22 protein-coding genes and 1 pseudogene are annotated in these 22106 nt (G+C 61.1%); 5 read left to right on the forward strand and 18 right to left on the reverse strand.

Annotation, left to right across the window (positions count from 1 at the left end; genetic code table 11):
• Window positions 1–118: 118 nt before the first annotated feature.
• Genes AB4118_RS10205 through AB4118_RS10215 form a run of 3 tightly spaced genes read left to right on the forward strand, consistent with a single transcriptional unit; the run spans window position 119 to window position 3776 of the window.
• Window positions 119–2248, forward strand: a complete 2130-nt coding sequence (locus AB4118_RS10205) for a glycosyltransferase (protein WP_441489606.1) — start codon at window positions 119–121, stop codon at window positions 2246–2248.
• The gene (locus AB4118_RS10210; protein ID WP_441489607.1) at window positions 2248–3114 is read left to right on the forward strand and encodes a glycosyltransferase family 2 protein; all 867 of its coding nucleotides are present in this window, start codon (window positions 2248–2250) and stop codon (window positions 3112–3114) included. Before AB4118_RS10205 ends, AB4118_RS10210 begins: the two co-directional genes overlap by 1 nt.
• Window positions 3114–3776 carry a TylF/MycF/NovP-related O-methyltransferase gene (locus AB4118_RS10215; RefSeq protein ID WP_441489608.1) on the forward strand — a complete coding sequence of 221 codons (663 nt, stop codon included), beginning with the start codon at window positions 3114–3116 and terminating at the stop codon, window positions 3774–3776. The genes AB4118_RS10210 and AB4118_RS10215 overlap by 1 nt, the downstream gene beginning before the upstream one ends.
• Here AB4118_RS10215 and AB4118_RS10220 read toward each other — a convergent pair.
• The gene (locus AB4118_RS10220; protein WP_441489609.1) at window positions 3766–5076 is read right to left on the reverse strand and encodes a glycosyltransferase family 2 protein; all 1311 of its coding nucleotides are present in this window, start codon (window positions 5074–5076) and stop codon (window positions 3766–3768) included. The genes AB4118_RS10215 and AB4118_RS10220 overlap by 11 nt on opposite strands.
• 131 nt (window positions 5077–5207) lie before the next feature.
• Between AB4118_RS10220 and AB4118_RS10225 the strand changes: the two genes are divergently transcribed.
• Window positions 5208–5930 (forward strand): class I SAM-dependent methyltransferase, encoded by a 723-nt coding sequence (locus tag AB4118_RS10225; RefSeq protein ID WP_441489610.1) that lies wholly within the window; start codon window positions 5208–5210, stop codon window positions 5928–5930.
• A 61-nt stretch (window positions 5931–5991) separates the two neighbouring features.
• On the opposite strand, the pseudogene AB4118_RS10230 reads toward AB4118_RS10225, so the two are convergent.
• The 17 genes and pseudogenes from AB4118_RS10230 to AB4118_RS10310 all read right to left on the reverse strand — a co-directional run.
• A pseudogene (locus AB4118_RS10230) lies at window positions 5992–6405 on the reverse strand (transposase); the annotation flags it as partial.
• Window positions 6372–6635, reverse strand: coding sequence for a transposase (locus AB4118_RS10235; protein WP_441489657.1), 264 nt, complete (start codon window positions 6633–6635; stop codon window positions 6372–6374). The gene AB4118_RS10235 and the pseudogene AB4118_RS10230, both read right to left, overlap by 34 nt.
• Before the next feature lie 42 nt (window positions 6636–6677).
• Window positions 6678–7463 (reverse strand): ABC transporter permease, encoded by a 786-nt coding sequence (locus AB4118_RS10240; protein ID WP_441489611.1) that lies wholly within the window; start codon window positions 7461–7463, stop codon window positions 6678–6680.
• A gap of 6 nt (window positions 7464–7469) precedes the next feature.
• Entirely contained in the window at window positions 7470–8843 is a 1374-nt protein-coding gene (locus AB4118_RS10245; protein ID WP_441489612.1) for an ABC transporter ATP-binding protein, read from the reverse strand.
• Window positions 8844–8869: 26 nt separating this feature from the next.
• Window positions 8870–9370 (reverse strand): Wzt carbohydrate-binding domain-containing protein, encoded by a 501-nt coding sequence (locus AB4118_RS10250; RefSeq protein ID WP_441489613.1) that lies wholly within the window; start codon window positions 9368–9370, stop codon window positions 8870–8872.
• 308 nt (window positions 9371–9678) lie between these two features.
• Complete coding sequence (locus tag AB4118_RS10255; protein WP_441489614.1) at window positions 9679–10341, reverse strand: hypothetical protein; 663 nt, start codon at window positions 10339–10341, stop codon at window positions 9679–9681.
• Window positions 10338–12095, reverse strand: a complete 1758-nt coding sequence (locus AB4118_RS10260) for a tape measure protein (RefSeq protein ID WP_441489615.1) — start codon at window positions 12093–12095, stop codon at window positions 10338–10340. The genes AB4118_RS10255 and AB4118_RS10260 overlap by 4 nt, the downstream gene beginning before the upstream one ends.
• A 182-nt stretch (window positions 12096–12277) precedes the next feature.
• Entirely contained in the window at window positions 12278–12532 is a 255-nt protein-coding gene (locus AB4118_RS10265) for a hypothetical protein (protein WP_441489616.1), read from the reverse strand.
• A gap of 137 nt (window positions 12533–12669) precedes the next feature.
• Window positions 12670–12828 carry a hypothetical protein gene (locus AB4118_RS10270; RefSeq protein ID WP_441489617.1) on the reverse strand — a complete coding sequence of 53 codons (159 nt, stop codon included), beginning with the start codon at window positions 12826–12828 and terminating at the stop codon, window positions 12670–12672.
• 211 nt (window positions 12829–13039) lie between these two features.
• Entirely contained in the window at window positions 13040–13483 is a 444-nt protein-coding gene (locus AB4118_RS10275) for a hypothetical protein (protein ID WP_441489618.1), read from the reverse strand.
• Between the two features lies 1 nt (window position 13484).
• Window positions 13485–15434, reverse strand: coding sequence for a hypothetical protein (locus AB4118_RS10280; RefSeq protein ID WP_441489619.1), 1950 nt, complete (start codon window positions 15432–15434; stop codon window positions 13485–13487).
• The gene (locus AB4118_RS10285) at window positions 15418–15813 is read right to left on the reverse strand and encodes a hypothetical protein (RefSeq protein WP_441489620.1); all 396 of its coding nucleotides are present in this window, start codon (window positions 15811–15813) and stop codon (window positions 15418–15420) included. Before AB4118_RS10285 ends, AB4118_RS10280 begins: the two co-directional genes overlap by 17 nt.
• 150 nt (window positions 15814–15963) lie before the next feature.
• Entirely contained in the window at window positions 15964–16353 is a 390-nt protein-coding gene (locus AB4118_RS10290) for a hypothetical protein (protein WP_441489621.1), read from the reverse strand.
• Window positions 16354–16495: 142 nt separating this feature from the next.
• Window positions 16496–17308 (reverse strand): hypothetical protein, encoded by an 813-nt coding sequence (locus AB4118_RS10295; protein ID WP_441489622.1) that lies wholly within the window; start codon window positions 17306–17308, stop codon window positions 16496–16498.
• Window positions 17309–17936: 628 nt separating this feature from the next.
• Window positions 17937–18128, reverse strand: coding sequence for a hypothetical protein (locus AB4118_RS10300; RefSeq protein WP_441489623.1), 192 nt, complete (start codon window positions 18126–18128; stop codon window positions 17937–17939).
• Window positions 18129–18409: 281 nt separating this feature from the next.
• The gene (locus tag AB4118_RS10305; protein ID WP_441489624.1) at window positions 18410–19933 is read right to left on the reverse strand and encodes a DUF3987 domain-containing protein; all 1524 of its coding nucleotides are present in this window, start codon (window positions 19931–19933) and stop codon (window positions 18410–18412) included.
• A 340-nt stretch (window positions 19934–20273) separates the two neighbouring features.
• Complete coding sequence (locus AB4118_RS10310; RefSeq protein WP_441489625.1) at window positions 20274–20495, reverse strand: DNA-binding protein; 222 nt, start codon at window positions 20493–20495, stop codon at window positions 20274–20276.
• Window positions 20496–20729: 234 nt separating this feature from the next.
• Here AB4118_RS10310 and AB4118_RS10315 point away from each other — a divergent pair, with 234 nt between their 5' ends.
• Window positions 20730–21920 (forward strand): tyrosine-type recombinase/integrase, encoded by a 1191-nt coding sequence (locus AB4118_RS10315; RefSeq protein WP_441489626.1) that lies wholly within the window; start codon window positions 20730–20732, stop codon window positions 21918–21920.
• The last annotated feature ends 186 nt before the right edge of the window (window positions 21921–22106 follow it).

Raw genomic sequence — 22106 nt, forward strand, 5'->3', positions numbered from 1 at the left:
ATTGTGCTGCAGCGACAGAGCCGCTATCTCGATCTCCCGGCCGACACCGAGTTTATGGCCTATTTGATGCTGTGCCATCGCGGCGACGCGCAAGGCCGAACACAGGGGGCGGGGGCTGGTGACGCCGAAGTCCAGGATTTGGAATGCGGCGCGGCGTGTGTATGTCGGTCTGCGCTACCTCGAAGGGTGGCGGCCAGCTGCATCCCCTCCTCGAATTACGATTGTAACACCGGTACGTAACGGAGCGGCGACCATCGCCGAGACGATAGATTCCGTTTTGTCCCAGAATTATCCCGACCTCGAGTACATAATCGTCGACGGTGGTTCCACCGATGGAACGATCGATATCGTCCGAGGCTACGGCGACCGGATCAGCCGCGTCGTGACCGGCCGGGACCGCGGTATGTACGATGCCTTAAACAAGGGCTTCTACGGGGCGACCGGCCGTATATTCGGATATTTGAACGCCGACGACGTGCTCGAGCCGCGGGCATTGGCTCGAGTGGCAGACGCTTTCGCGCGCGGCCGAGGCGCGGTCGCGATCTATTTCGAAGATGTAGTTGACGTGAATGGCTGGCGCTTCGCGAACCGAGCCCAGCACCGCAGCGTCAGCTACCGCGACATGCTCGATGGCCACATCCTCTTTCAGGATGGTGTCTTCTTCCTTGCTGATGCGTACCGGGCGGTCGGTGGCTTCGATCCTTCCCTGAAGCTCGCCGGGGATTGGGAATTCTTTACGCGCTTGCGCGGATACGGCCGGTTTGCCCAGGCGGAAGGCCATGTCTCGGTCTTCCGCATTCGCAACGGCCAGCTCAGCGATGATTGGAACGGCTACCGCGCGGAGCAGAAGCACAGTGCCGAGGCTCTCCTCGCGGCTCTACCGGTGAGCGCTATGGGCAACCGGCTGAAAGAGAAGATGCGGTTGGTGCGCGAGGCTTCTCGCCGGCTGCGTCGTCGGCAGTTGCCGCTGTTCTTTCCGTTCTATGGCGGGCTGGAGCAGTCGCCATCAATTTCCCCGATGCCAGGCCTCACCGATGCCGCAATCTGCCCAGCCACCGGGCAGATTGCCGGGCGCCTTTTGTTCTCAAGCCCTGATACCCGTTTCGGAGACCGCGAACTCAACCGAGTTTATTTTTGCGACGCGACCGGTATTGCCGTGACATGGCCCCGACTCGACAACGATGCGTTGAAGCCGCTTTACGAGAAGCATTACTCGAACGCCAAGCCGGTGCTGATCGCCCGGCCTGGCGAGGTCTCGCCCTTCCTGCTGTTCTGGGGCGCATCGCGGCTTCTGCGCCGTTGGGCCGGGATTCCCCTCACTCATTTATCCGTAGCAGTCGAGCAACCGAACAAACCGCGGCAGGCGGCTGTGGAGCCCCACCTTTCCGCGGATCTGCCACCCGCTTCGCGGAGAGGTGTACTGCGCAAGCTCCGTACATACGCCGCAAGGGCTCACGGCAAGGCGCGGACGTGGGAAAAGGTGGGGCGCCTGGAGTCTTGGGCGGTCAAGTCCAAACAGGCTTTTCTCCGGCATGCGGTACCCCAGTTCGTCGACCGGACGCCCGATGAAATCCTCGCCGCCGTGGAACATCGGTTCCGCCGCGACGACCCTCACGTCAGGTTTCTCGACGTGGGCTGTTTTGAGGGCCACCTGCTTGACCAATTGCGAGCGACGACGCGATGGTCACTCGACGGATTGGAACTAAACGAGAATGCGGCGGCCGTCGCCTTAGGCAAGGGCCACACTGTCTGGCGAGCGAGTGCCGAGAGTGCGCTTGATGTGTTGGATTTCGGTCGTCGTTACGACATTATTTTCCTCGGTCAAGTGATCGAACACCTGACCGACCCGCGGGCGGCCCTGATACGGCTGGGCATGCTTTTGGAGCCGAACGGGCTTCTGGTAATGACAACACCAAATCTCGATTCCTGGCAGATCAGATTATTTGGCCCGAGCTGGGCGCATTGGCACGTGCCTTATCATCGCCACCTATTCACGCGCCGAGGCGCGCGCAATCTAATGGACGCAGCGGAGTTGAGGATTCGTCGGCTTCGGACCGCCTCGCATCCGTACTGGACCTGCCTGTCCGTGCAGCAGCATTTACTCGGTCTTAATGGCGCCGTCTCGCACAACACGCCACTGCCGCGTGAAATCGGGCTGTCGGCACTCAAATTGGCCACTCTGTCGAAATATCTGCACGATCCGTTCGGTCGGGGCGACTACTTGATCATCGTCGCGGAGAAGATGTGATGACTTATCCTCTGATCTCCATCGTTACGCCATCCTTCAATCAGGCGCCTTTTCTGGGAAAGGCCATGAAGAGCGTACTGACGCAACGATATCCTCACGTCGAATACATAGTGATGGACGGCGGATCGACCGACGGCTCGCGCGAAATCATTGAACGGAACGCGCATCGGCTCGCCTATTGGCGCTCTGAGAAGGACGGTGGGCATGCCGCTGCGGTGGCCGATGGGCTTGGCAGAGCAACCGGCGAAATCCTTGGCTTCCTCAACTCCGACGACATGCTGCTGCCAGGGGCGCTCGAAGCAGCCGCGACCTTCTTCGCCAAGCATCCAGACATCGACGCTGTTTACGGTCACCGGGTAGTCATTGATGCCGACGATGTAGTGACAGGTGTTTGGGTCCTTCCGCCCCATTCGGACTACCTCATGATGCGCTGGGATCTGATCCCGCAGGAAACCTGCTTCTGGAGGCGGAGGATCTTCGAAAAGGCTGGTAACATTGATGCCCGGCGTCGATTCGCGCTCGATTATGATCTCTTCATCCGCTACATGCGTGCCGGGCGTTTCGTACGGTTGAACCGCTTTCTCGGCGCCTTCCGGGTTCATGAGGGCTCGAAGACAACTGTCGACCATGCGACCATCGGCAAGGCCGAGATCGCAGAAATCCGCTCCGATTTTGGGCTCAAGGTGTCGGCGCGACAGGAGACGATCGGTAGCATGTTCAGTGCCTATGTACAGCTACGCAGTCGCCTCTATGTCGAGGGACGAGGCCGTCGGCGTCCGGGTGCACCCACTAGGGCGGGCTATCCCATCGGAGAGTTGTGGGGGCACCTACTCGACGAAGAGACCCCGAGTTCCGGAGTTTGCTGATGCTCAATCCGTCCTATCCCGACCTTCAGGAGCCACTGTTCTGGAAACTGTTCGAACGCTGGAGTTCTCATTCGCTCTTGTCGCCTGAGCGGTTGAACGCCCTTTACGAAAGCGCCAAGCACCTCGTTGCAGCAAACATTCCCGGGGCAATCGTGGACTGTGGAGTTTATCGAGGTGGGGGATTCTGCCTTGTCCTGGAGGCACTGGTACAATTCGGCGATACTGATCGGGACGTCTACGCCTTTGACACGTTCCAGGGCTTCCCGGAAGGAATCCGCGACGTATCGATAAATGGCGACGTGCTGACTAGAGACGCCTGGGTGACAGGGGATTTCCAGCATATAACAGCTCAAAACGTGGCGCAGACAGGCTACCCTATGGCACGTGTCCATTTGGTCCGAGGGCCGGTGGAGGCCACGATCCCAGCCCATGCGCCGAATCGGATAGCCCATCTTCATCTAGATACCGACTACTATGAGTCGACGCTGCACGAACTGGTGCATCTGTGGCCGCGCCTGTCGTCGGGAGGAACCCTCATTATCGACGATTACGGTCATTTCGAGGGTTGTCGACGGGCTGTCGACGAGTACTTCGCCGCCAATGGCCCACGACCGCTGCTTCATCGTACCGACTATACGGGTCGGCTAGCTATCAAGCCCTAACGGCCCCGGAGCGCACCACCAGCGCGCTGCCGAATTGGCCGATCGGCACCGTACCGGGTGCGACTAGGTCGTGGTTAGGCTCGGGGGCGAGTTGCACAATGATTCGCCCGCCGATTTGGTCACGGTGCAGGGCGTCCCTGTCGAGAACAAAGGCGACCCACGCTTCCTCGACGGGACAAGGTGCGAGCCCAAGGCCTGAGACTAGAGCTTCGACCTGGTTGAATCCCGGACCATCGCCGACCACGGCAAATTTGTCGGGGGCGCCAGCTAGCATTTCCATGACTCCAATAAGCGTCTGGTCCGAAAGCGCGTCCCCCGCCTCCTGAGCGTCCAAGAACGCAGCCATACGCTGCTTCGCTTCCCACGCAACCCTTGGAGGGAGCTTCGCCGAAGCAATCGGTTTTGCCACGAGGGGCTGTATTCCGAGACGAAGGATACGGGCGAATCGATCCGCCATCGCCTGAGCCCTCGACGGAACACCATCGGGAAACAAATAACGCAGCCCCCAGTGCGGCACAGCCGCAGTAGCGGGGCAGCCATTTCGTAAGCTGATAAGGAACCCTTCCCGCAAGGCCAGGCGCTGACGGTTGGTCGAGGCTCCGCCCGCCCACATGTGGCCGTGGAGGGTCGGAGCGTACACCCCGGGGATACCGGCGAGCGCCACACGCAGGAACCAGTCATAGTCCGACGCGATACGGTAGTCCGTACGGAACAGGCCGACATGCGCAAAGATCGAACGGTGCGCCAGCACAGTGACTTGGAAGAGGGCCGGCATGGTTAGGCGGATCTTCGAGGAATAGTCGGCATCACCGGGGAGATAGATGTCCTGCCCGCGGAAACCGTGCATGGTCATGTTGCCGAACACCCATAGCGATCCGCTGCGTTCCAGAGCGTGTACAGCGGTCTCCACTTGGTCGTCGGAGTACGCATCGTCGCTGTTGAGGAAAGCAATATAGTCGCCATTGGCAAGGGCTGCGCCCTTGTTGAAGGCCTCATAAATTCCGCCGTCGCGCTCGCTGATCCAAGCGCTAACTGCATTCAAGTTACGCGCGATCACATCGAGCGTGCCGTCGGTCGATCCGCCGTCGACGATGATGTACTCGATGTTTGGGTACTTCTGCAGGTTGATCGAGTCGATGGTGCGCTGCAGCGTTCTTTCAGAGTTGAACGTCGCCGTGACGATAGTGACCAACGGAGCAGCCGCGTCAGGAATAGAATGGCGATTGCCCCGGACGGCGCGCTGTCTCGTGTCCATATAGTCAGCGAATTTCGGGCATGCGCCGCGTTCTTTGACGCCCAAGTTTCGCTCCTCGTCTCCAACGGAGCGGACATAAAGGCAACCTACATAAAAGGCAAACAACATCCCCGCCGTGCTTGGCGAGCACGGCGTACGTGGGATATAGGACCGACCTTACTATGAGGAGATTGTAAGTGCTCATTGAGAAGGTCAAGTCGATTCCGGGCTGGCTCCATGACGTTGCAGGTCACGCTACCACTGCATTGTTGGCGTATCAGACGCAAATGGGACGCAGCGGCCCCGTCGTCGAGATCGGTGTGTTCGGCGGACGCTATCTGGCTCTCCTAGCCGACCAGGCCAATGCTGCCGGCGACCGGACGATCGGTATCGATATCTACATCTACATCGACGAAGAGACCGTACTCAAAAATCTACAGTCAGTCGGCATCGCGACGGGTTCCGTTTCCCTCGTGCGGGCTGACAGCACCGGACTGGACGCCGCAGCTTTCCTGGCGATGTCGGGAGGCAAGCCGCGCTTCGTAAGCGTCGATGGTGACCATGCAGCCAATGCGGTCTACCGCGACTTGATGATTGTGAGGGACACGATGGCGCGTGATGGCATCTGCGCGATCGATGACTTTCTCAATCCCCTCGCGTTCGGTGTTAACGAGGGCGTCAATCGTTTGTTCTTCGAAGGAGCATCGGGCGAACTGCGCCCCGTTTGCTACACGGGAGGCAAGCTCTTCGTCGCCTTCCCCGAGCATGTCGAGCGCTACCAATCGGTTCTCGAGGCCTTTGCAAGGGAAGATCTCTCTGTGCCGGAGACAGCTCGTTTCCGGGAACTGGCGGCGCAGAACCGCGCCTACGTCATGCAGCCGCTCTTCGGCCATGAGGTCCTCGTCATCGGTGAACGCTGAGTTCGCTCAGCGCGCGCCGCCTGGGATTGTCAGGAATTTCGTGTGCGGGCGGCGGGTTGAATCAGGCGGCCATTGCCCTGGTGAAGCGCTCGCCGAAGATGACGGCAAACTGAGCCTTTGCCATGACCCATTCACGCGGCCCCATCTTCCATTCCTTTTCGGAGCGGTTCAAAACGAGGAAGAGAAGCTTCATCACAGCCCCGTGGGTCGGGAAGTGACCTCTGGCTCGGACTGCGCGGCGCAGTTTCGCGTTCACGGCCTCGATGGCGTTCGTTGTGTACAAGATCCGGGGGACGTCGGAATGAAAGGCGTAGAACGGCACGACCTCGCTCCAGGCGCGCCGCCAGCTCTGGGCGATGGCTGGGTATCGGCGTCCCCAAAGACCGTCCTCGAAGGCGCGTAGTTCCGCTTCGCCGGCTTCCGCATCAACGGCCCGGTAGATCATCTTGAGCGCGGCGGCGACGGGCTTGTCGTCACCGTTTTGCGGCCGTAGCCGTTGCGGCTGTTGCCGCCTTCCTCGCCCGCCAGATGATGATCCATCTCGGCGTTCAGGGCCCACTCCGCCAAGGCCTTCTTCAGATCGTCGAGCAGGCCATTCGCATCGGAGGCCGTCTTGGGATCGGCGCCGGCCAGCAACTGGTCCAGGAGTGCGCAGGAATGCGGCGAGCTTTGCGTCGTGCCATCGGGAACCTCCTTCGGGTCCATTATGGCCCCCCGCACACGAAATTCCTGACAGTCCCCGCCGCCTTAAATCACGTCGCGCACATCCGACCGCACCCGGCGAACGAAACGCTGGCCAAGAAACAGGACGACTATTGGGGCTGCGACCATCAGGATCCAAATCCAGAAGGACGGCAGTACACCGTCGAAGAGCGCGCCTCGGATCGAGCGCAGATACCAGGCCGCAGGGTTGAAGTCCTGCAAAATGCGCAGCCTTTTCGGCATGCTCGCCTCAAGCACAATGACCGGCGAAAGCCACATCGCGAACTGCAGGACCAGTCCGAGTACTTGGCCGGTATCGCGGACGAACACATGGATCGGGCTCAGGAGCAGGCCGATCGCAATTCCAAGGCTGGAGAACAGAATCGCCACGACTGGCACCACGAGCCAGGTGACGCTCGGAACCACACCCGCCATGAGCGCCGCCGCGAGCACAAGTGCGACCGAGATCAGCATGACCACAGCAGAGCCGATGCCGCTGCGCACCACGAACAGCCATTCCGGCAATGCGATCTTGCGCAAATAGTGGGCATTGTCGACCAGTGCCATGGTGCACCGCGAGGTCGCGTCTGTGAATGCGAGCCAGGGCAGGAGACCGGCCGAAAGCATGATCGCGAAATTCGCCGCGCCGCGCCCCGCGGCCCCGCGCGTCGGCATGATTTCAGAAAAGACGAAGGTGAAGACCAGTATGAGGCCTAGGGGCTGGATGACGTGCCAGAGCACGCCCATGCCGGTGCCGGCGTAACGCTGCCGCATTTCTATGAGCGCGTTTCCGAAGACGAAGCTTCGCCAGAGGTTCAACTGATTGATCACTTGGCATCAACCTCCCGTCTGCTCGCCCGCTAGCGTGACCCGCAGTCCGGCAACGCCGTAGAACGGGCTTGTTGGCTTGTCCCAGAAAATGAACAAGGGGCCCAGCATAATCGGCGCAGCAGGAGGCTTCTCGGGGGCGGCCTGGTGGCGTCTGCGCGGTTCGAACGCGAAGGTGTATTGCCCTACGCCAACCTCAAGATCGACGTGAAAGCGCACGATGATCGTTTCGCTCGCCGCAAGCGATTTCAGTGGCCGGCCCGACAGCGCCGCCCCGAAGCCGAAGACAGGCTCGCCAAACCGGTTATAGATCGCAAGAGCAATGTCAGGATCGGACACGTCCGAGACAGCGGCGATTATCGCCTCGAAGGTTACGCGCGCGCCGATGCGAGCCGCCGCGATCCCTTGCCCCCCCAAGCCGACGCAGCGAGCAGCCACCAGACGTAACGCGCCATCTTCTGAGTCGATCGGCCCGTGCGGCAGCACGTTACCTTCCTGGATCAGGTCGACGAGCGCACCGCGGGATGACCCGCTGTGCCTGGGCTCGTCCGCGATTTGTTCAACAGGCTTCTGCGCGCACTGGGCGTCGTCCCCGCGATCGGAGGCAACCTTGCGCCCAAGCGAGGTGTGGTATCGATTGACCACCTCGTCCGGCCTGCCGATATAACGCTGCCGCCCGCCCTCGAGCAGCAGTGCCCGGTCGCATAAGCTTTGGACGGCGCCAGTATCGTGCGACACGAAGACAATCGTTGTTCCGGCGGCTTTGATGCGCTCGATCTCTCGATAGCACTTCTGCTGGAAGAAGATGTCCCCGACGCTTAGCGCCTCGTCGACGATAAAGATGTCGGGCTCCATGAAGATGTAGGTGGCGAAGGCCACACGCACGAACATGCCCGACGAATAGATCCGCATAGGCCGGTCGAAGAACTCACCGACATCGGCGAAGGCCTCAATGTCAGCCATGCGTGAGCGCGCGTAGTCCGGGGGGAAGCCGAGAAGCGAGGCGCTCGCGATCACATTCTCACGGCCCGTTAGTTGCGGGTTCATTCCTGCGCCGAGCTCGAGCAGAGCAAGGATGCGTCCGTGCTTCCGAATCTCTCCGGAGGTCGGCACCAAAGTACCCGTAAGCAGCTTGAGAAGGGTGCTCTTGCCCGAACCGTTGGCGCCAATGATGGCGAAGCACTCACCCTTGCCAATCTCGAATGAAACGTCGCGCAGCGCCCAGATTTCTTCGGCGCGATGAGGGTTCGCTGAGAATAGGTCGGCGAATCGGTCGCGCACTCGCTGATAGAGACGAAACCTTTTGCTGAGCGAACGCACGGAGACCGCGACCTCGATCGCTTGTGTCGGCGCGGCTCCCATAACGTCGCTTGTTGTGATCATTCCTGCCCGCTCATCAGTAGGGTCAATCAATCGACGGTTTCGAAAAGATGCGGAAGTCGGATTCGGCCCGCGAAGTCCATTGGTTGTGTGCCACTCAATATCCTCAGCGGCCCAAGCCTCTCCCGCGTGTCGTGGTGCACGCCAGAGTCGTCGCTCACGGAGCCGTGATTGTCACCCGCAACAACTGTGAGCCAGTAGTCGCCAGGGGCAATATCACAGCTGATCACGAAGTGGGCCGTGAGGCGCTCACCTTCCATCACGGCGCCCCGCAGATTGGCGAGGTTCTTAAGGCTGGTCCCGAAGAGCAGGGCGCCGTGCACGTCATTGAGCAGAAATCCCAGATTCGGACTCTGGACCAAGCGCTTCGCTACAGCGGCTATCTGTACATTGAGGCGCTCTCCAATGTGCCGGGTGGTGCAGTGGACGCCACGCTCGTCGCTCAGAAACACGTGCTCAAGAATCAGAGCGCCTTCGCCATAACCTTCTACGCCTTCAATCAGGTTCCGTGCCGGCATGCTCGTCGTCACTAGATACTCCACGTCTTGATCCCGCGCGCGCGGGGCGGGGAAGCAGCCGGTTCGTTTGAACAGTTTTGGCGCTGGAGACAAGTGGATCGCAGCTCGACTGCGCTCTCATGGGGCCTCTCTGCCCGCTTCGCTTCGCCGGAACGAACTCAGCGCTGGATAAAATCTGGGGGCAACGTCACCGCGGCCCATCAGAGGGGCAGCCCCGTTGGCAAAGTCTCCTTTTGGCTCCAGCCGAAGGTATACGCCACGGACCAATTTAAGGAAGTTTGGCATCGTCTCGGAACCCATGTCGGCCGGTCTGACGGGCGCTACGCCGCCAAGCCCAACACCTCTCCGATCTGGTCGGGCCAGCGTTTTATGACGGCCGTCTGAATCGACTCGCGCCGGATTGTGGTCATCTGGCAGAAGCCGCCCACGCCCGCGACAGACTTCCCAACGCCGGCATGTGGACCTCGCACTCGGCGCTGTTGCTCCATTAGAGCGACGCCGATCTCAACAATTGTCTCGCCGGGTTCGATACGCGCCAGCCGTTCGTCCAAGGCTGCGTCGTATGGTGCAATCGCCACCGGACCGAGGGGGATCAGTGTCCAGGCTGGTCCGTGCAGGTTGTGGCTAGTGACGACATAGCTCTCGGGTCTATCCCGACTTACAGACCAGCCGGCTAGAAAGACCTCAACCTCCGGACTAGTGGCACAAAGCGCCCATATCTCCTGATCGAGTGAATAGACGTTCGACACGGCCAGCGCGAAGGATTCGGCCAACTCATCGAAGCTGCCGTAGGCAGTGTTCAAACCCTGTACGAGCCCGTCGAGGAAACCCGCCGGCCCGCGGCAGGAAATCGCTCCGTTCAAGTGCGCGAGAATAGATACCTTTTGCCCGACCGCACCGAGCGTGCCGTTGCCATAGTAGGACGCCGCGTCCGTAAACATGTGAATGGCGTCGTCAGTCTTGATGATGTTGCAGGCGCTCATGGGCGCTTAACTCCATAAATTGTTCCGATGGGACCGGACCCCACCAAGGCCGCTTGGAGCGCAGCCTTTCCGAGGCTCTTGGCCAAATTCTTGATGACGTCTTCGGCCTTCCCGCCTTCGAAAACGATGTCTTCCAAGCCGTCGAGGACAGCGTCCCCGAAGTACTTTTGTGCGTCCTGCGACGCCTCAAAGGCCTTGGTGACCTCCTCGACTTTGACCTTGGCGTTGGCGTAGCCGGTGGCCGCTTCGTCGATCTTCTTTTTCAGTTCGATCGTGACGGGGATGTTGGCCTTTTTTGCTGCGGTTTCGAGATCCAGCGCGGCCCGGGCTTTGGTGCGCTCGAACGTAGATTTTCCGACGCTCTCGGCTTCGAGGTTCAGCGCAGCGGTGCGCTTCTGGATCGCCGCTAGTTCACGCTCGTAAGCGTCGAGCTTTTCCTTGGAAGAGCCGCCGCCTTTGCCGTCATTGTCGTCGCCCGCGAGTTTGAAGTCCTTGAGGGATACGGGCTTGATCGTCGGGCCGCCGAGCCCAGCCGGACGTGACGGTGGCTGCGGCGTGCCCGGCGCCCCAATACCGGCGGGGATGTTGCCGAAGTCCCCAGCATCGCGTCCCGCCTGAATGAAGCGCTCGCGCTCCGCCGCATCCCGCGCGGCCTTGGCCGAGGGGTTCTGCGCACCCTGATCGAGCCGGCGTAGTTGCTCCTCGATACCGGCGCGCTCCGGTCCGATGGCGCCGCGTAGCTTCGCTTCGAGAATGGTTCGCTGCTGTCGAGCCGTATCAGCCTGTGCTGATGACAGCGCCCCAGTCAGAGCCGAGCCAGACTGGGCCGCCAAGTCTGAGACGGCCTTGAGCAGGCCCAGAACCTTGAGCGTGGCGGAAGCCGCGGCTTCACCTACTCCGCCAACACTGCCCGCGACCTTGTCGAGGCCAGAAGCAAGGGCCGGCGTAACACCTACCGCCTTGTCGAATTCTCCAACCGCCAGCGTTAGCTCGTTCTGGAGCTTTGTCATGGCCTGCGCAGTCGTCAGCGTGGCGCCTGCCAGTTTATCTTCGAGGAGCGGTGCTCCGGCCTGAATGGCGCGGAAAAAGGCCTCCGAAGAAACCTTGCCGTCCTTCACCAGCGCGGTCAGCTTGGATACGTCGCCGCCCGCTTCCTTCAGACCAGCCGCCGCCGCCTGCAGCAGCGGGTACATGCCGTCCAAAAGCGAATTGTACTCCTCGGCCTGGACCTTGCCGCCGGAGAGCGACTGTCCAAGCTGCAGCAGCGCGCCCGAGGCTTCGGTCGCCGACGTGCCGGAGACGCGCAGGGACTGCGCTACGATATCGGTCAACCCGAGCAGATCGCCCGAGGTTGCCTTTAGAGTGGTTTGGGCCTGGCTGACGCGGCCATAAAGCTGCGCCAGCGCCTCGAGGGGCACGGCGTTGCGCTGTGCCGAGGCGAAAAGCTGATCAAGGGTGCCAGCAGTGTCTTTGACCCCGGCAACCTTCAGTGTGTTGACGATCCGGGTGTACTCGTCGGCGGTCTTGCGTAGCTCGTTGAGGCCGAGTCCAGCGGCGATTCCGCCTAACGCGCCAGCAACGCGACGACCAAGCGCCGCAAAGCTGGCGCCTACCTTGGACTCCATTTGCGAGGCCCGGTCTTCTAAACTTTTAAATACGCGGGATGCCTGTGCATTCGCCCGCTTGAGCTGGTTCTCGAAGCGCTGGGCGCTCACCTCGAGGAGGAGCGAGAGTTTTTCGGCGTCTACTGACATAGAGATTCCTGCCGCGGTGCGGCGCTACTAAAGGTGAATGGCCAGCCGGCCCGTGGTCGCTATGTTGCGCCTGTCGCTGGGGAGGGAACGCCTGCGGCTCAAGCCGGCAGCGCTCCCAAAATGAGTGCGCCGGCTCGCTCGGTCCGCCTGAGCAAACTACCGTGCAGCAGGACCGCCCACACTCAATCGTCGGCGATCTCACCGCCAAATTTCAAATGAAACGCGTGAGCCTGGCGCTCTTCAGAAAAACTGACGCGAATGCGATGCCGGGCGGGCTGCATGCTGACTTTTGCTTGGTGAGGTATATGCCGTTCGGCGAGCCAAATGCTGACGCCGAACAATTGCTCGTTGAGCGTATCGGCATCGAGCGCGAGGTTGACGGCGTAGTGGGCTGCGCGTCCGACGTCCGGGGCTATCGCGGTAAGCCGGTCCGACATGGGCATTATCCCTTGCCAAGAGTCCGTCAGCATCCGCATAGGCGATCTATATGATATCAGAATGACAGGGAGCACCGTCAATGTCACGTCCCGCCCGCGTGCCGGTACATCCGCGGTCGCGCGGGCGGGGTTCGTCGCTACCGTTCAGGCGTGACCAAAACGGTTGCAGAGTCTTCGGTGACGGAGACGAGTTCGTCGCAAGCATCATCGTCATTTTTGACGATCAACACGCGGTCGAAGCCGTCCGCTTTGGGGCCGTGGATGGTGACGGTGAACGGCTCAGTAATCTGGTTCATTTCATTCCCTCGAGGATGAGCGCGCGGACATCCTCGTTCGCGTTGAAGAAGGATACGAGTTTGTCGACCGGGTCGGGGTTCGGCGGCGCGGGTGGCCATAAATCCGCCTAGCGCGGCCGCTAGATTGGCTTGGCCGTTAGGAAGGGACCGCCTGCGGCACGAGCCGGCAGCAGCTCCAAGAGGTGAGCGCGCCGGCTTACTCGACCAGCCGCTATGCCTGCCAGGTGATCAGCGGCAGTTCGGAAACGATAGCCTCGACAGTCGGCTGTGGGCGTTGCCCGCCTTCGACCTTCGCCAATTCTGAATAGGCGTAAGCCCACACGGCGTCGCGCCAGGCCACGAAAATGGCGGCCTGAGATGCCCAAGCGGGAACGGTCGAGTTGACGTAAGAGGCGCAGGTGATTCCGCTATCGTAACTACGCTGCTGTGCCGTTGCGTCCACATGCGCCTGGATAGCATAGCGGTAATCGTCCGATGTTGCAGGCTGCGTCGCGCGTGGCTGGATCGTTCCGCCACCGTCAAGCCAGGCATGCAGATCAATACGCGCCGCCGTATCGGCGGGGAGATTGATATTGGTGGCGACCGGCCCCCGGCCATCGCTGTAGGCGATCGACACCGCTCCGTCAGGCCCGGTCGATGTGACTTGCTCGATCATGTCAGAGATCCGCTGAAATAAAGACGGCGTAGCCGGCATAGATCGGCCCCGCCGCCGCGCTGCGGGCGAAATCGACGATAAACGACGCCGTCACTGATGGAGAATTGACCAGACCGCAATTCGAGAAAGTGCCGCCTGCCAGAGCCGCGGTTGGCACCGCTCGCATAGGCTGGAAATTGACCGTCCCGTAGATATCTTGGTTGGCCGCCGTGGCTACCGTCGATAGCTGCCATTGCACCAGCTGACAGAACCGACGGCAGAGCAGAAATTCGAGTGAGGCCGGACGGGCTTCGAAGGAGGTCGGGGTGCTCCCTGGCTCGATCTGCGGATAAGAGACCGTTCCACCCGTGAACTTCACTGTGCAGTTCGTGCCGGCCGTCAGCGTGAACGTCGCGCCCTTCGTTTTTGCGACGCCGTCGATGGCGCAGGTCGCGGTCCCCGTCCAATTGATGACGTAGGTTCCGCTGACGAGAATGTCGGCGCCGTCGATTACCTGAACGACAGTCCCGGCCGAGATGGTCATCGCGCGGCCGGATACGCTGTATGTCGCTCCGCCGGTATCAGCCTTCCACCGGTCGTAGCCAAAGTTTCCCGAAGTCAGGGCGCCGCCCGCATGGGCGCGCTGATTGACCAGAAATGACGCGTTGACCAGCAGGTTGCGGACGCCGGAAACTGCACCTGCACTGCTGGTGATGATCCCGAGCGCCTGCGCGCCGGTCATTGCCTCTTGCGAACCAGGGCCGGCAGTCGCGCGTCCCATCAGAACAGAGGTAGCAACGTCCGCCTGCTTTGCGAGCGTGACGGCCTTATCGGCAATGCCCGCAGTTGCCACATCGCCAAACCCAACAGACGCGCCCGATCGCCGGAGAACATGCCCGTCAGTTCCGGCCGTAATGTCCGCCGGATCGCCGGAGGAATTCGCCGAGCGTCCGATAACCGAAAGAGCGGCGCTATCGCGGAGCTTCGCATCATCAACGGCGTTGTTGTCGACCGTCCAGGCTGTCCCGCCGCTGGAGACGGTAATGTCCCCCTTGTCCCCGTCGACCACCGACCCCGCCGGCCCTTGGTCGCCACGGGGAAGCGTTAGGTTCAACGTCTGATTCGGTGCGGTGCCCGTGATCGTCGCAGACGCGCTCCCCGCGGGCGGGCTCGTCGTGACCGTGCCGATAGTCAGCGTATTCGCGGGTCCGGTAGCACCCGTATCGCCGCGCGGAATGTCGAAGTTGAATACGGCCGCAGCGGACGTGCCGCTGTTTGTCACGGACGCATTTGAGCCGGCCGCCCCCGTCGTTGTCGTGCCGGCGGCAACAGTCGCCGCGTCTCCAGTGGCGCCGGTATCACCGCGTGGAATGGTCAGGTTGAGTGTTTGACTTGGTGCTGCGCCCGTAATTGACGCTGCCGCTGGCGCGCCCGCAGCCCCGGTCGTAACTGTGCCAACCGCTAGGCTATTCGCTGGACCAGCAGGCCCGACGCCGCCAATCGCCGTTACGACGGCCTGATTGCCGCCCCAGCGCACCGTCGCCTGATTGCCGCGGACGCCGTAAACGAGATTCCCGGGCTCGTCGTAAATGATCCGAACGGCCATGAGGCGCAGAGCCTGGCCGCTTGTCTTGTCGACGAGGTCCGCCTGGTACTCGCTGCGCGCCCAGCCCGCCATGCTGGCCTTGGGGTACAAGGCAGTCAGGTCGTTGGTGCCTGCAAGGATAAGCCCCGCGCCGATCGTCAGGGTCGCCTTGAGCGCGTTCGACGACCGCTCGCGCACTTCTATCTCGAGCGTGCGACCGCTCAGATTCAGTCCGTCAAATTTTAGCTGAAAGCGTAGATCCTCGGCTGTCGATATGGGGAAGACAGCAATCGTATTGCTCATGGAGATATCCAAAAAAGAAAAGCCGCCCGAAGGCGGCTGAAAAGGAATGAACTGGGGTAAATTTGCTTCAATCGAAGAACTCATCCGCCGGGTCCGGTTCGCCGGGCGCATCGGGCAAACCAACACGGCTAGCATCCGCCGGGGTGGCGCCCATCTGGCCGAGACACTGCCGCAGGAGGTTCATCGACTGTGTGCCGACTTCCTGGCCGGAGATCATGCGGCCCATCACAGTCGCCGCAATCGCCGTGATGCCGCGGTGGGACTGGTTCAGCCAGGGGATGCTCGAGCGCAGTTGCTCCCATGCCTCCCGCGGCTTTGTGGTGGCGGTGTCCAACAGCCATTCCGGCGGATCGCCGAGCTTTTCAGCGATCTCCGGTTCATTTCGCCCGTAAAAGCGAGCCGGGTTGATCTTGTCGCGGCCAGTTACCGCCGCGACGGCCTTCGGCGTTCTCGGCCGTGGCATGGGCTACCCCCATATTCTGAATTGCAGATGCATGCGCGTTGGGACCCGACCGTTCCGGCAAGTCGCGGCGATTCCAGCGATTGCGATGCCCCCCCGGGGGCTACAACGGCCAGCCGGAGGCGTCGTAGCGAACTACCGTCACGCAAGGCTTCAAAGCTCCTGAACGCGCCTATCGATTTCGGCGAAAAGTGCCTGGATTGGTATGACAATCAAAGGCATCGCGGCAGTCACAGCATCAACCGGGACGATCGCCGGACTGACGCTCGGATCGCGCGAGAAGATCCCCGCAATGGCCTCGCCCATTCGGGCGCGATCGACGACCGTAGCAGCCCAGCCAGCGGCGACGTTCGGGCTGATGCCGTGGGCCGTGAGTTCACGCATTAGCGCCAGGATGCGGAGGCCGCGCAGATCGAAACGAGGGCGCCGATGCCCTTGGTGGGCGGCAAACGTGAAGACGCTACGCTGCAGCCATCCTTGAATATGCGTTAGAGGGAGTGCGACTGCCCGCGCCGCTTCCTTCGGCGTGAAGAGCCGCTTCATTGCAAAGTTCTGAAAATGTTGTGAGGACAAAAAGAAGCGGCCCCGCCGAAGCGAGGCCGCTGTATTCCCGGGGGGATAAGAGGCGAAATGAAGTCGCCTCCTATTATATTCCGCGCGGGCAAGGTCGAAACGGTCGTTCTTGTTATGCCGCCAGCAATTTTTTTACTTCCGCGAGCGTTTTGATTGTGGCCCGACGACCGTTGTGGCTCGTCGGCGGCAGCCCGGCCGCGACCGCTACTTCCGCGAACGTGTCGGCCTGCATAATCACCTTCAGCAATCTCTCTCCGCTTTCGCCCATTCTGGTCAATAGGTCGGACGCCTCACGGGCTCGATCGATCTCCGGCAGCGCATCTGGAGCGCCAGCGCTCGCTGTAGTCTTCCGCACGACTTCGAAGTTGTCGTTGTCGGCTTCCGGCCCTCGGGCGTCGGATTGTTCGTCAACAACCCGTTCCCGCCTACCATTCTGCCCCCAGTACAAAAGCGCACCGCCGACGAAATGGAGGCCGTAGAATCGACGGGTGCTCGAACGACCACCGATGGTCATAGCGTTGTCGCCCGGATGGAAGTGAACGCCTCCCGCAAACGTCTCTACCTTCCCCAGAGGGGATGTCCTGACAAACGGGCGCATGCCGTCAGAATACGCCGCAAGCATCTCATCCCCCGATGGTCTGACGTCATGGCGAAACTCGACGGCATAGCCGGTGTTATGGCTCTCGGTCGCCAACTCCGCATCGTTGACATACAGGTCGACGGGTCGAAGCAGATCGGCGACAGCGAGGAAATCGAGGTATGGCTGCGCCCTTTCTCGGGCCTCTGCGTAAGCGGTGGGTGTGCGCCGGTCAGTTGGCATAGCTGCAAAATCTTCCGCGGCCCTCACTGCATCGTCACGCAAGGCTCTGCGGACCCGATTTGGAGTGCTGGAATGATTGTGATTGCCATGCTGCAAAGTATCCATGTGCCCTCCCAGGCATAGAGGCCGCCTTGCCAGCCCAAAGCGGGCCGATGGCGGCGAAACTTGATGAAGGGAATGTGGGTTGCGGAGGATATCTAAAGGCCGCTGCAGGCCGCTTGTGGACGATATTGACGGGCCATCCGCAATGGTTGCTGAAAAACTAGTCCCAAGCTTAGTGGCGCGTCAAGAAATTGATCGATGATATTGCCTGATGTGCGTCATCTATGCTCCATTTTGATTCCCCGGAAAATCAAAGATCTGAATTTTAGTTGCGCGTAAGAACTCAGCGGGCGCGGGAACTAGTCTGCGCCCTAGAAATCGATGCGCCCCCCTATAAAAATAATCTCGAAACCTGCGGCGTAACGCGCGCCAGTCCTATGCCGGTCCGCCGCGGGGCCGACTCGGGACTTTTGAGGCACCCGGCCCCTCGCGCGCTTGCGCGCACGCGAGGCCAAAAAACTGTGTTTGGATTATCGCCCGCCTTGTCGACCGTTCCGGGCCCGAGGGGGCGGTAGAGTTCGGACGCCCCCCCTGGAGGAGCCTGTGACTGTGTTGGCCGTATAAGTCTGCCCGGCAAGGTCCAGTCATGGGCGCGCTCCATTCGAGGTGATGGCGCCTGGGGCGCTCTTGTTCAATTGCGATGGTGTGTGAAGGTCGCGTCGATCAGGGCAAGTGTCTCTGGCGAGATCGCGCCGGTACTTCCGGTTCCGTCATTGAATTCAAATCTGCAACCAACGAAACCAGATTGATTGAGGTCTCCTACATCAAAGTATTTGACCAGGCTGAGGTTGATGCGCGTGCCGTCTGCGGTGGTGATGAACATTGAAGGCTCCAAAGGTGTCCTGAAATTCTTGCGCGCGCGAATGCACACGCAAAACGAGGGTCAAAAACAGGGGTCGGGGTAGGTCCTTGGGCTCTGCTGCGTAGGGCTCTCCTTATCTTATTGGTTTTATTATATTTTTTTATATGAAGGCATGTGTGAAGGCCTCCGCAAGGCATACGTAAAGGCCTCCGCAAGCCATCCGCAAAAATCACCCAAGACGGGTCTGAGGCAAAAATCTGCGGATCGCTTGCGCACGTCTTGGGGAGGCCTCGCGGTGGGCTTCAGCGTCTCATCTGTGGATCTCCCGGCCGCGGCCGGAGGGTCTGAATGAAGCCCTCCGGCCGGTGCTCCGTAGCCCACCATCGACGAGTTGCCTGCCCACTACCGGCCCGTGCTTCGCCGTAGATGCAGTCACCGCTCTCGAAGAGCTGCCCAAGGATGTCGTCCAACATGCGGCTGTCGATTGATCCGCGAAGGTTCGATACTAGCTTGCCCTGCGCCAGCCCCTCGCGTCGCCGCCTTGCGATCATACTGCGCACGCGCAGGTAAGATGCCTGACGGTCGTTGTCTGCGATGTTGTCAGCCGCCCCGCGAACCATAGTCCGGTAAGAGGCCTCCGCCACGTCATTCGCCCAACGCTGGATTTCGACGGTGATGACGGGCTCGCCGGGGTTGCATCCGACGGCGACGATGAGCGCGAGCCGCCCGGCATTCTCCGCAACGCGCATCAGCACGGGCCGGAACGCCGGATCGGTCGACGGAGCCTCGGCCCGGATACGATCGTCAAAGCCCTCGAACTCATCCTCAGCGTCGTCACCATACGGGACGGCGGCGACCATGCTCGGAGGGTTCTCCCCTGTGGAGTAAGCCGCGCAGAATGACCGACCGCCCTCTTTACCGGCGAGCGCCTTGACGTGGGCAGTGAGTGCGACTGGAACGTCCTCGGTGTCTGCGGGGCGACGTACCTTAGTAGGCAGGCGAGTGCCGGCATCGATAACGATGAGCCGCCCCAGAAGCCCCTCGGAGATGTTGCCCGCGCCGAGAGCCGCCCAAAATGTGCTGGGGGTGGTTACGCCGTGGATACTAAAACATGGCGCGTGGATGGTGGCCTGTTTGCCTGCGGCCTTCTCTGCACCGCCCCAAGCGCCGGACGCTGCTCCCGTCAACCGCATCATTGCGGAGACGATGCCGGCCTTGTGCGCCGCAGCCGTCCGCGATGTCCGCTCTGACAGCCATTTGCCGAACTCATCGATAGCGGCCAGGACAGACGGGTCCTCCCGCAGCCGCATCGCCAACCCCTCCGGCGAGGCCGGGTCGGCGTCTAGAAACTTGTTCGCGATTCCAGCGCCATCAGACCCGGCCCCCGCGATGATGCGCGGCGCGCGGAGCGTGATGTCCTTGCCCATGCCGGACTCGGCTAGCCCGACCAGATAGACGTTCGTGCGAAGGCCTGTCGGCCCCTTATAACGGCGGCCGGCAAGGACCGCGGTCAGAGCAAGGGACGCGCACAGCGCCAGCGGAGGCGAAGGAAAGCGCGAGGCTGAAACGATGAATCGAGCGAAGTCGCCAACCGCTCCTGGCGGGTAGCAGAGATGCGCGGGCAGGCCGTCCGACGGCTCAGCAGGCAACTCGATGTTATCGTTCGCGGCCTCTGGTGCACGCACCGGCTTGGCAAATATCTGGCGCTGGATTCGATCCACGGCCACGTGGTCCCCGGCCCGGAGTGCAGCGGAATACTCGGCCTTTAGCGCAGTCTGAGTGACCGACTCGGGCTCCTCTGTCAGTTTAGGCGCTGGCTTGGTCATGAGCTTCCGGCTCTCCGTAAAACGCCGCGACTGCGGCCTGAACGACTTGGGCGGCGTAATCCGGCGCGAAGCTCGAGACGTTAGCTCCAGCGATATGAGCAGAGTGGAAGTGGTGCGACCCGTCCGGGCGCCTGAGAAGCGTCAAGCCGTGCAGTCGGACTCCGTCAGCGACTTCGAGGCGGAAGCGGGCCAGCGTACGTGAGCGGGGGGCGCCTCCTCGGTCTGGAAGGCGTTCGATCTTCGTAACTCTCATGGGATATCTCTGTGAGGTTCGCGCACAAGGGCGCGATGCCGCCGCACGGGATTGCCGGCGGACTGAGGTTAGTGAGTATTCGGGTGATCAGGCTGCGGTCCGCGCGCTGCAGGCGACCTGTTCCTGCTCAACAATCCACGCCAGCAGCGTGGTTTTGCGGGCGAGTATACATTCTCCCAAGCGAAAAACTGGCAGGCTGCCTTTGGAGGCGGCGTGATAAACAGCGCGCCGGGGCAGCCCCAGAAAAGCGGCAATTGCGTCGGCGCCACGGAGAATGTCCGAAGCAACGTTATCATTTTCTGCGGTCAAGTGTCGCACTCCTCGATTTTGTGCTTGACCAGCGACGTCAAACACGTGAAAAAGCGTAGACAATCAGATTATGGTTTCAGCGTCGCGCACTTGTTCGTGGTCTGCGTGACTCGTTTTATGGCGGTGTTTGACGTCAGAAGTCAACCGCGAGTTCCGCTCACTTCATAAGACAGCCGGCAGCGCAGATCGTTTTCGCGTGTTGCATAGGATCCGCGTGTCGCCTAACCATGGCGAATGGCCAAGATCCGCAAGCGCACCCTCCCATCCGGCAATCAGGTTTGGCAGGCAGATTATCGCGATAGCGCCGGTAAGCGTCGGTCCAGGCAATTCGACCTGAAGAAAGATGCCGACGCTTTCATGGTAAAAGCCCGGCACGAGGTCGGCGAAGGGCTCCATATTCCTGACAGCCAGGCATCGACATTATCCGAGATCGCCAAGCTGTGGCTCGATACCGCGGACGCAGCCGGGCTCGAGCGCTCTACGGCTGCTCAATACAAACAGCATGTCGATCTGCACATAAAACCATTCATTGGCGCCCTGCCCGTCTCAAAACTGACCGTGGCGGCTGTGCGCGCTTGGGAAGACCATCTGCGCAAGGAAGGCCGGTCTGCTGCCCTCGTTAAAAAGGTACGCGTCAGCCTTGGCGCAATCCTGGGTGACGCCATGGATCGCGGGCTGGCAACCCGCAATGTCATTCGCGAGCGCGGGCGCACCACGTCCAAGGCCAAGGAGCGACGCGCCGAGCGCCGGCAATCCGGCAAGCTGGAAATCGGCGTCGACATTCCTACCCGAATGGAGATCAAGGCGTTCATAGCCGCACTGGAAGGGCGGTGGCGCCCTCTCCTACTAACCGCGGTGTTCAGCGGCTTGCGGGCCAGCGAGCTTCGCGGGCTGCGTTGGTCGGATATCAACTTGACGGCAGGGACATTGATCGTGTCGCAGCGCGCCGACAGGTACAACGAGATCGGCGCACCGAAGTCAGAAAGCGGCTGGCGCACCATCCCAATCCCGCCCGCGCTAGTCGATGTTCTAAAGGCATGGAAAGAGCAGTGCCCCAAGGGTGAGCTAGGACTCGTCTTCCCGACAGGCGCGGGCAACGTCGAGTCGCTTGCCAACATCCGCCGCCGCGGCCTCATTCCTGCTTGGGAGCTTGCCGGTGTTGTGGTGCCGTCAGAAATTGTTGACGAAAAAGGCCAGCCGATCGCTCAGGCTAAATATGAGGGCATGCATTCGCTAAGGCATTTCTACGCAAGCTGGTTGATCAACCGGAAGGTCGACGGCGGACTGGAACTGCCGCCGAAGACCGTCCAAGCACGCATGGGCCATTCGTCGATCATGGTGACGCTGGACACCTACGGGCACTTGTTTCCCAGCGCTGATACGGGTGCCGAAATGGAATCCGCGGCAATGGAATTGATTGGCTGAAATATGGGGATATGCAACACACCTGCAACACAAATTTAAATTTGTAAGCACATTCAACAACTGCACGCAAAATCATAATCCGCGTGTCGGGGGTTCGAGTCCCTCTCCCGCTACCATCCCAAAGCATACTCCATTCGGATAGGCGGCTTCGCCGAGCAGATCGTTGAGCCGGCCGGTGATAGTGAT

It is taken from the genome of Allobosea sp. 2RAB26, from assembly GCF_052115465.1.
Taxonomy (GTDB): Bacteria; Pseudomonadota; Alphaproteobacteria; order Rhizobiales; family Beijerinckiaceae; genus Allobosea.

What these genes read in the sequence shown, in the direction of transcription:
- AB4118_RS10215 (WP_441489608.1), top strand. Translation starts at nt 3,114, where the DNA reads ATGCTCAATCCGTCCTATCCCGACCTTCAGGAGCCACTGTTCTGGAAA.
- AB4118_RS10315 (WP_441489626.1), top strand. Translation starts at nt 20,730, where the DNA reads ATGGCCAAGATCCGCAAGCGCACCCTCCCATCCGGCAATCAGGTTTGG.
- AB4118_RS10255 (WP_441489614.1), bottom strand. Translation starts at nt 10,341, where the DNA reads ATGAGCGCCTGCAACATCATCAAGACTGACGACGCCATTCACATGTTT.
- AB4118_RS10275 (WP_441489618.1), bottom strand. Translation starts at nt 13,483, where the DNA reads ATGATCGAGCAAGTCACATCGACCGGGCCTGACGGAGCGGTGTCGATC.
- AB4118_RS10280 (WP_441489619.1), bottom strand. Translation starts at nt 15,434, where the DNA reads ATGAGTTCTTCGATTGAAGCAAATTTACCCCAGTTCATTCCTTTTCAG.
- AB4118_RS10235 (WP_441489657.1), bottom strand. Translation starts at nt 6,635, where the DNA reads ATGGACCCGAAGGAGGTTCCCGATGGCACGACGCAAAGCTCGCCGCAT.
- AB4118_RS10260 (WP_441489615.1), bottom strand. Translation starts at nt 12,095, where the DNA reads ATGTCAGTAGACGCCGAAAAACTCTCGCTCCTCCTCGAGGTGAGCGCC.
- AB4118_RS10300 (WP_441489623.1), bottom strand. Translation starts at nt 18,128, where the DNA reads ATGTTCATCACCACCGCAGACGGCACGCGCATCAACCTCAGCCTGGTC.
- AB4118_RS10245 (WP_441489612.1), bottom strand. Translation starts at nt 8,843, where the DNA reads ATGATCACAACAAGCGACGTTATGGGAGCCGCGCCGACACAAGCGATC.
- AB4118_RS10285 (WP_441489620.1), bottom strand. Translation starts at nt 15,813, where the DNA reads ATGCCACGGCCGAGAACGCCGAAGGCCGTCGCGGCGGTAACTGGCCGC.
- AB4118_RS10290 (WP_441489621.1), bottom strand. Translation starts at nt 16,353, where the DNA reads ATGAAGCGGCTCTTCACGCCGAAGGAAGCGGCGCGGGCAGTCGCACTC.
- AB4118_RS10305 (WP_441489624.1), bottom strand. Translation starts at nt 19,933, where the DNA reads ATGACCAAGCCAGCGCCTAAACTGACAGAGGAGCCCGAGTCGGTCACT.
- AB4118_RS10265 (WP_441489616.1), bottom strand. Translation starts at nt 12,532, where the DNA reads ATGTCGGACCGGCTTACCGCGATAGCCCCGGACGTCGGACGCGCAGCC.
- AB4118_RS10210 (WP_441489607.1), top strand. Translation starts at nt 2,248, where the DNA reads ATGACTTATCCTCTGATCTCCATCGTTACGCCATCCTTCAATCAGGCG.
- AB4118_RS10270 (WP_441489617.1), bottom strand. Translation starts at nt 12,828, where the DNA reads ATGAACCAGATTACTGAGCCGTTCACCGTCACCATCCACGGCCCCAAA.
- AB4118_RS10295 (WP_441489622.1), bottom strand. Translation starts at nt 17,308, where the DNA reads ATGGATACTTTGCAGCATGGCAATCACAATCATTCCAGCACTCCAAAT.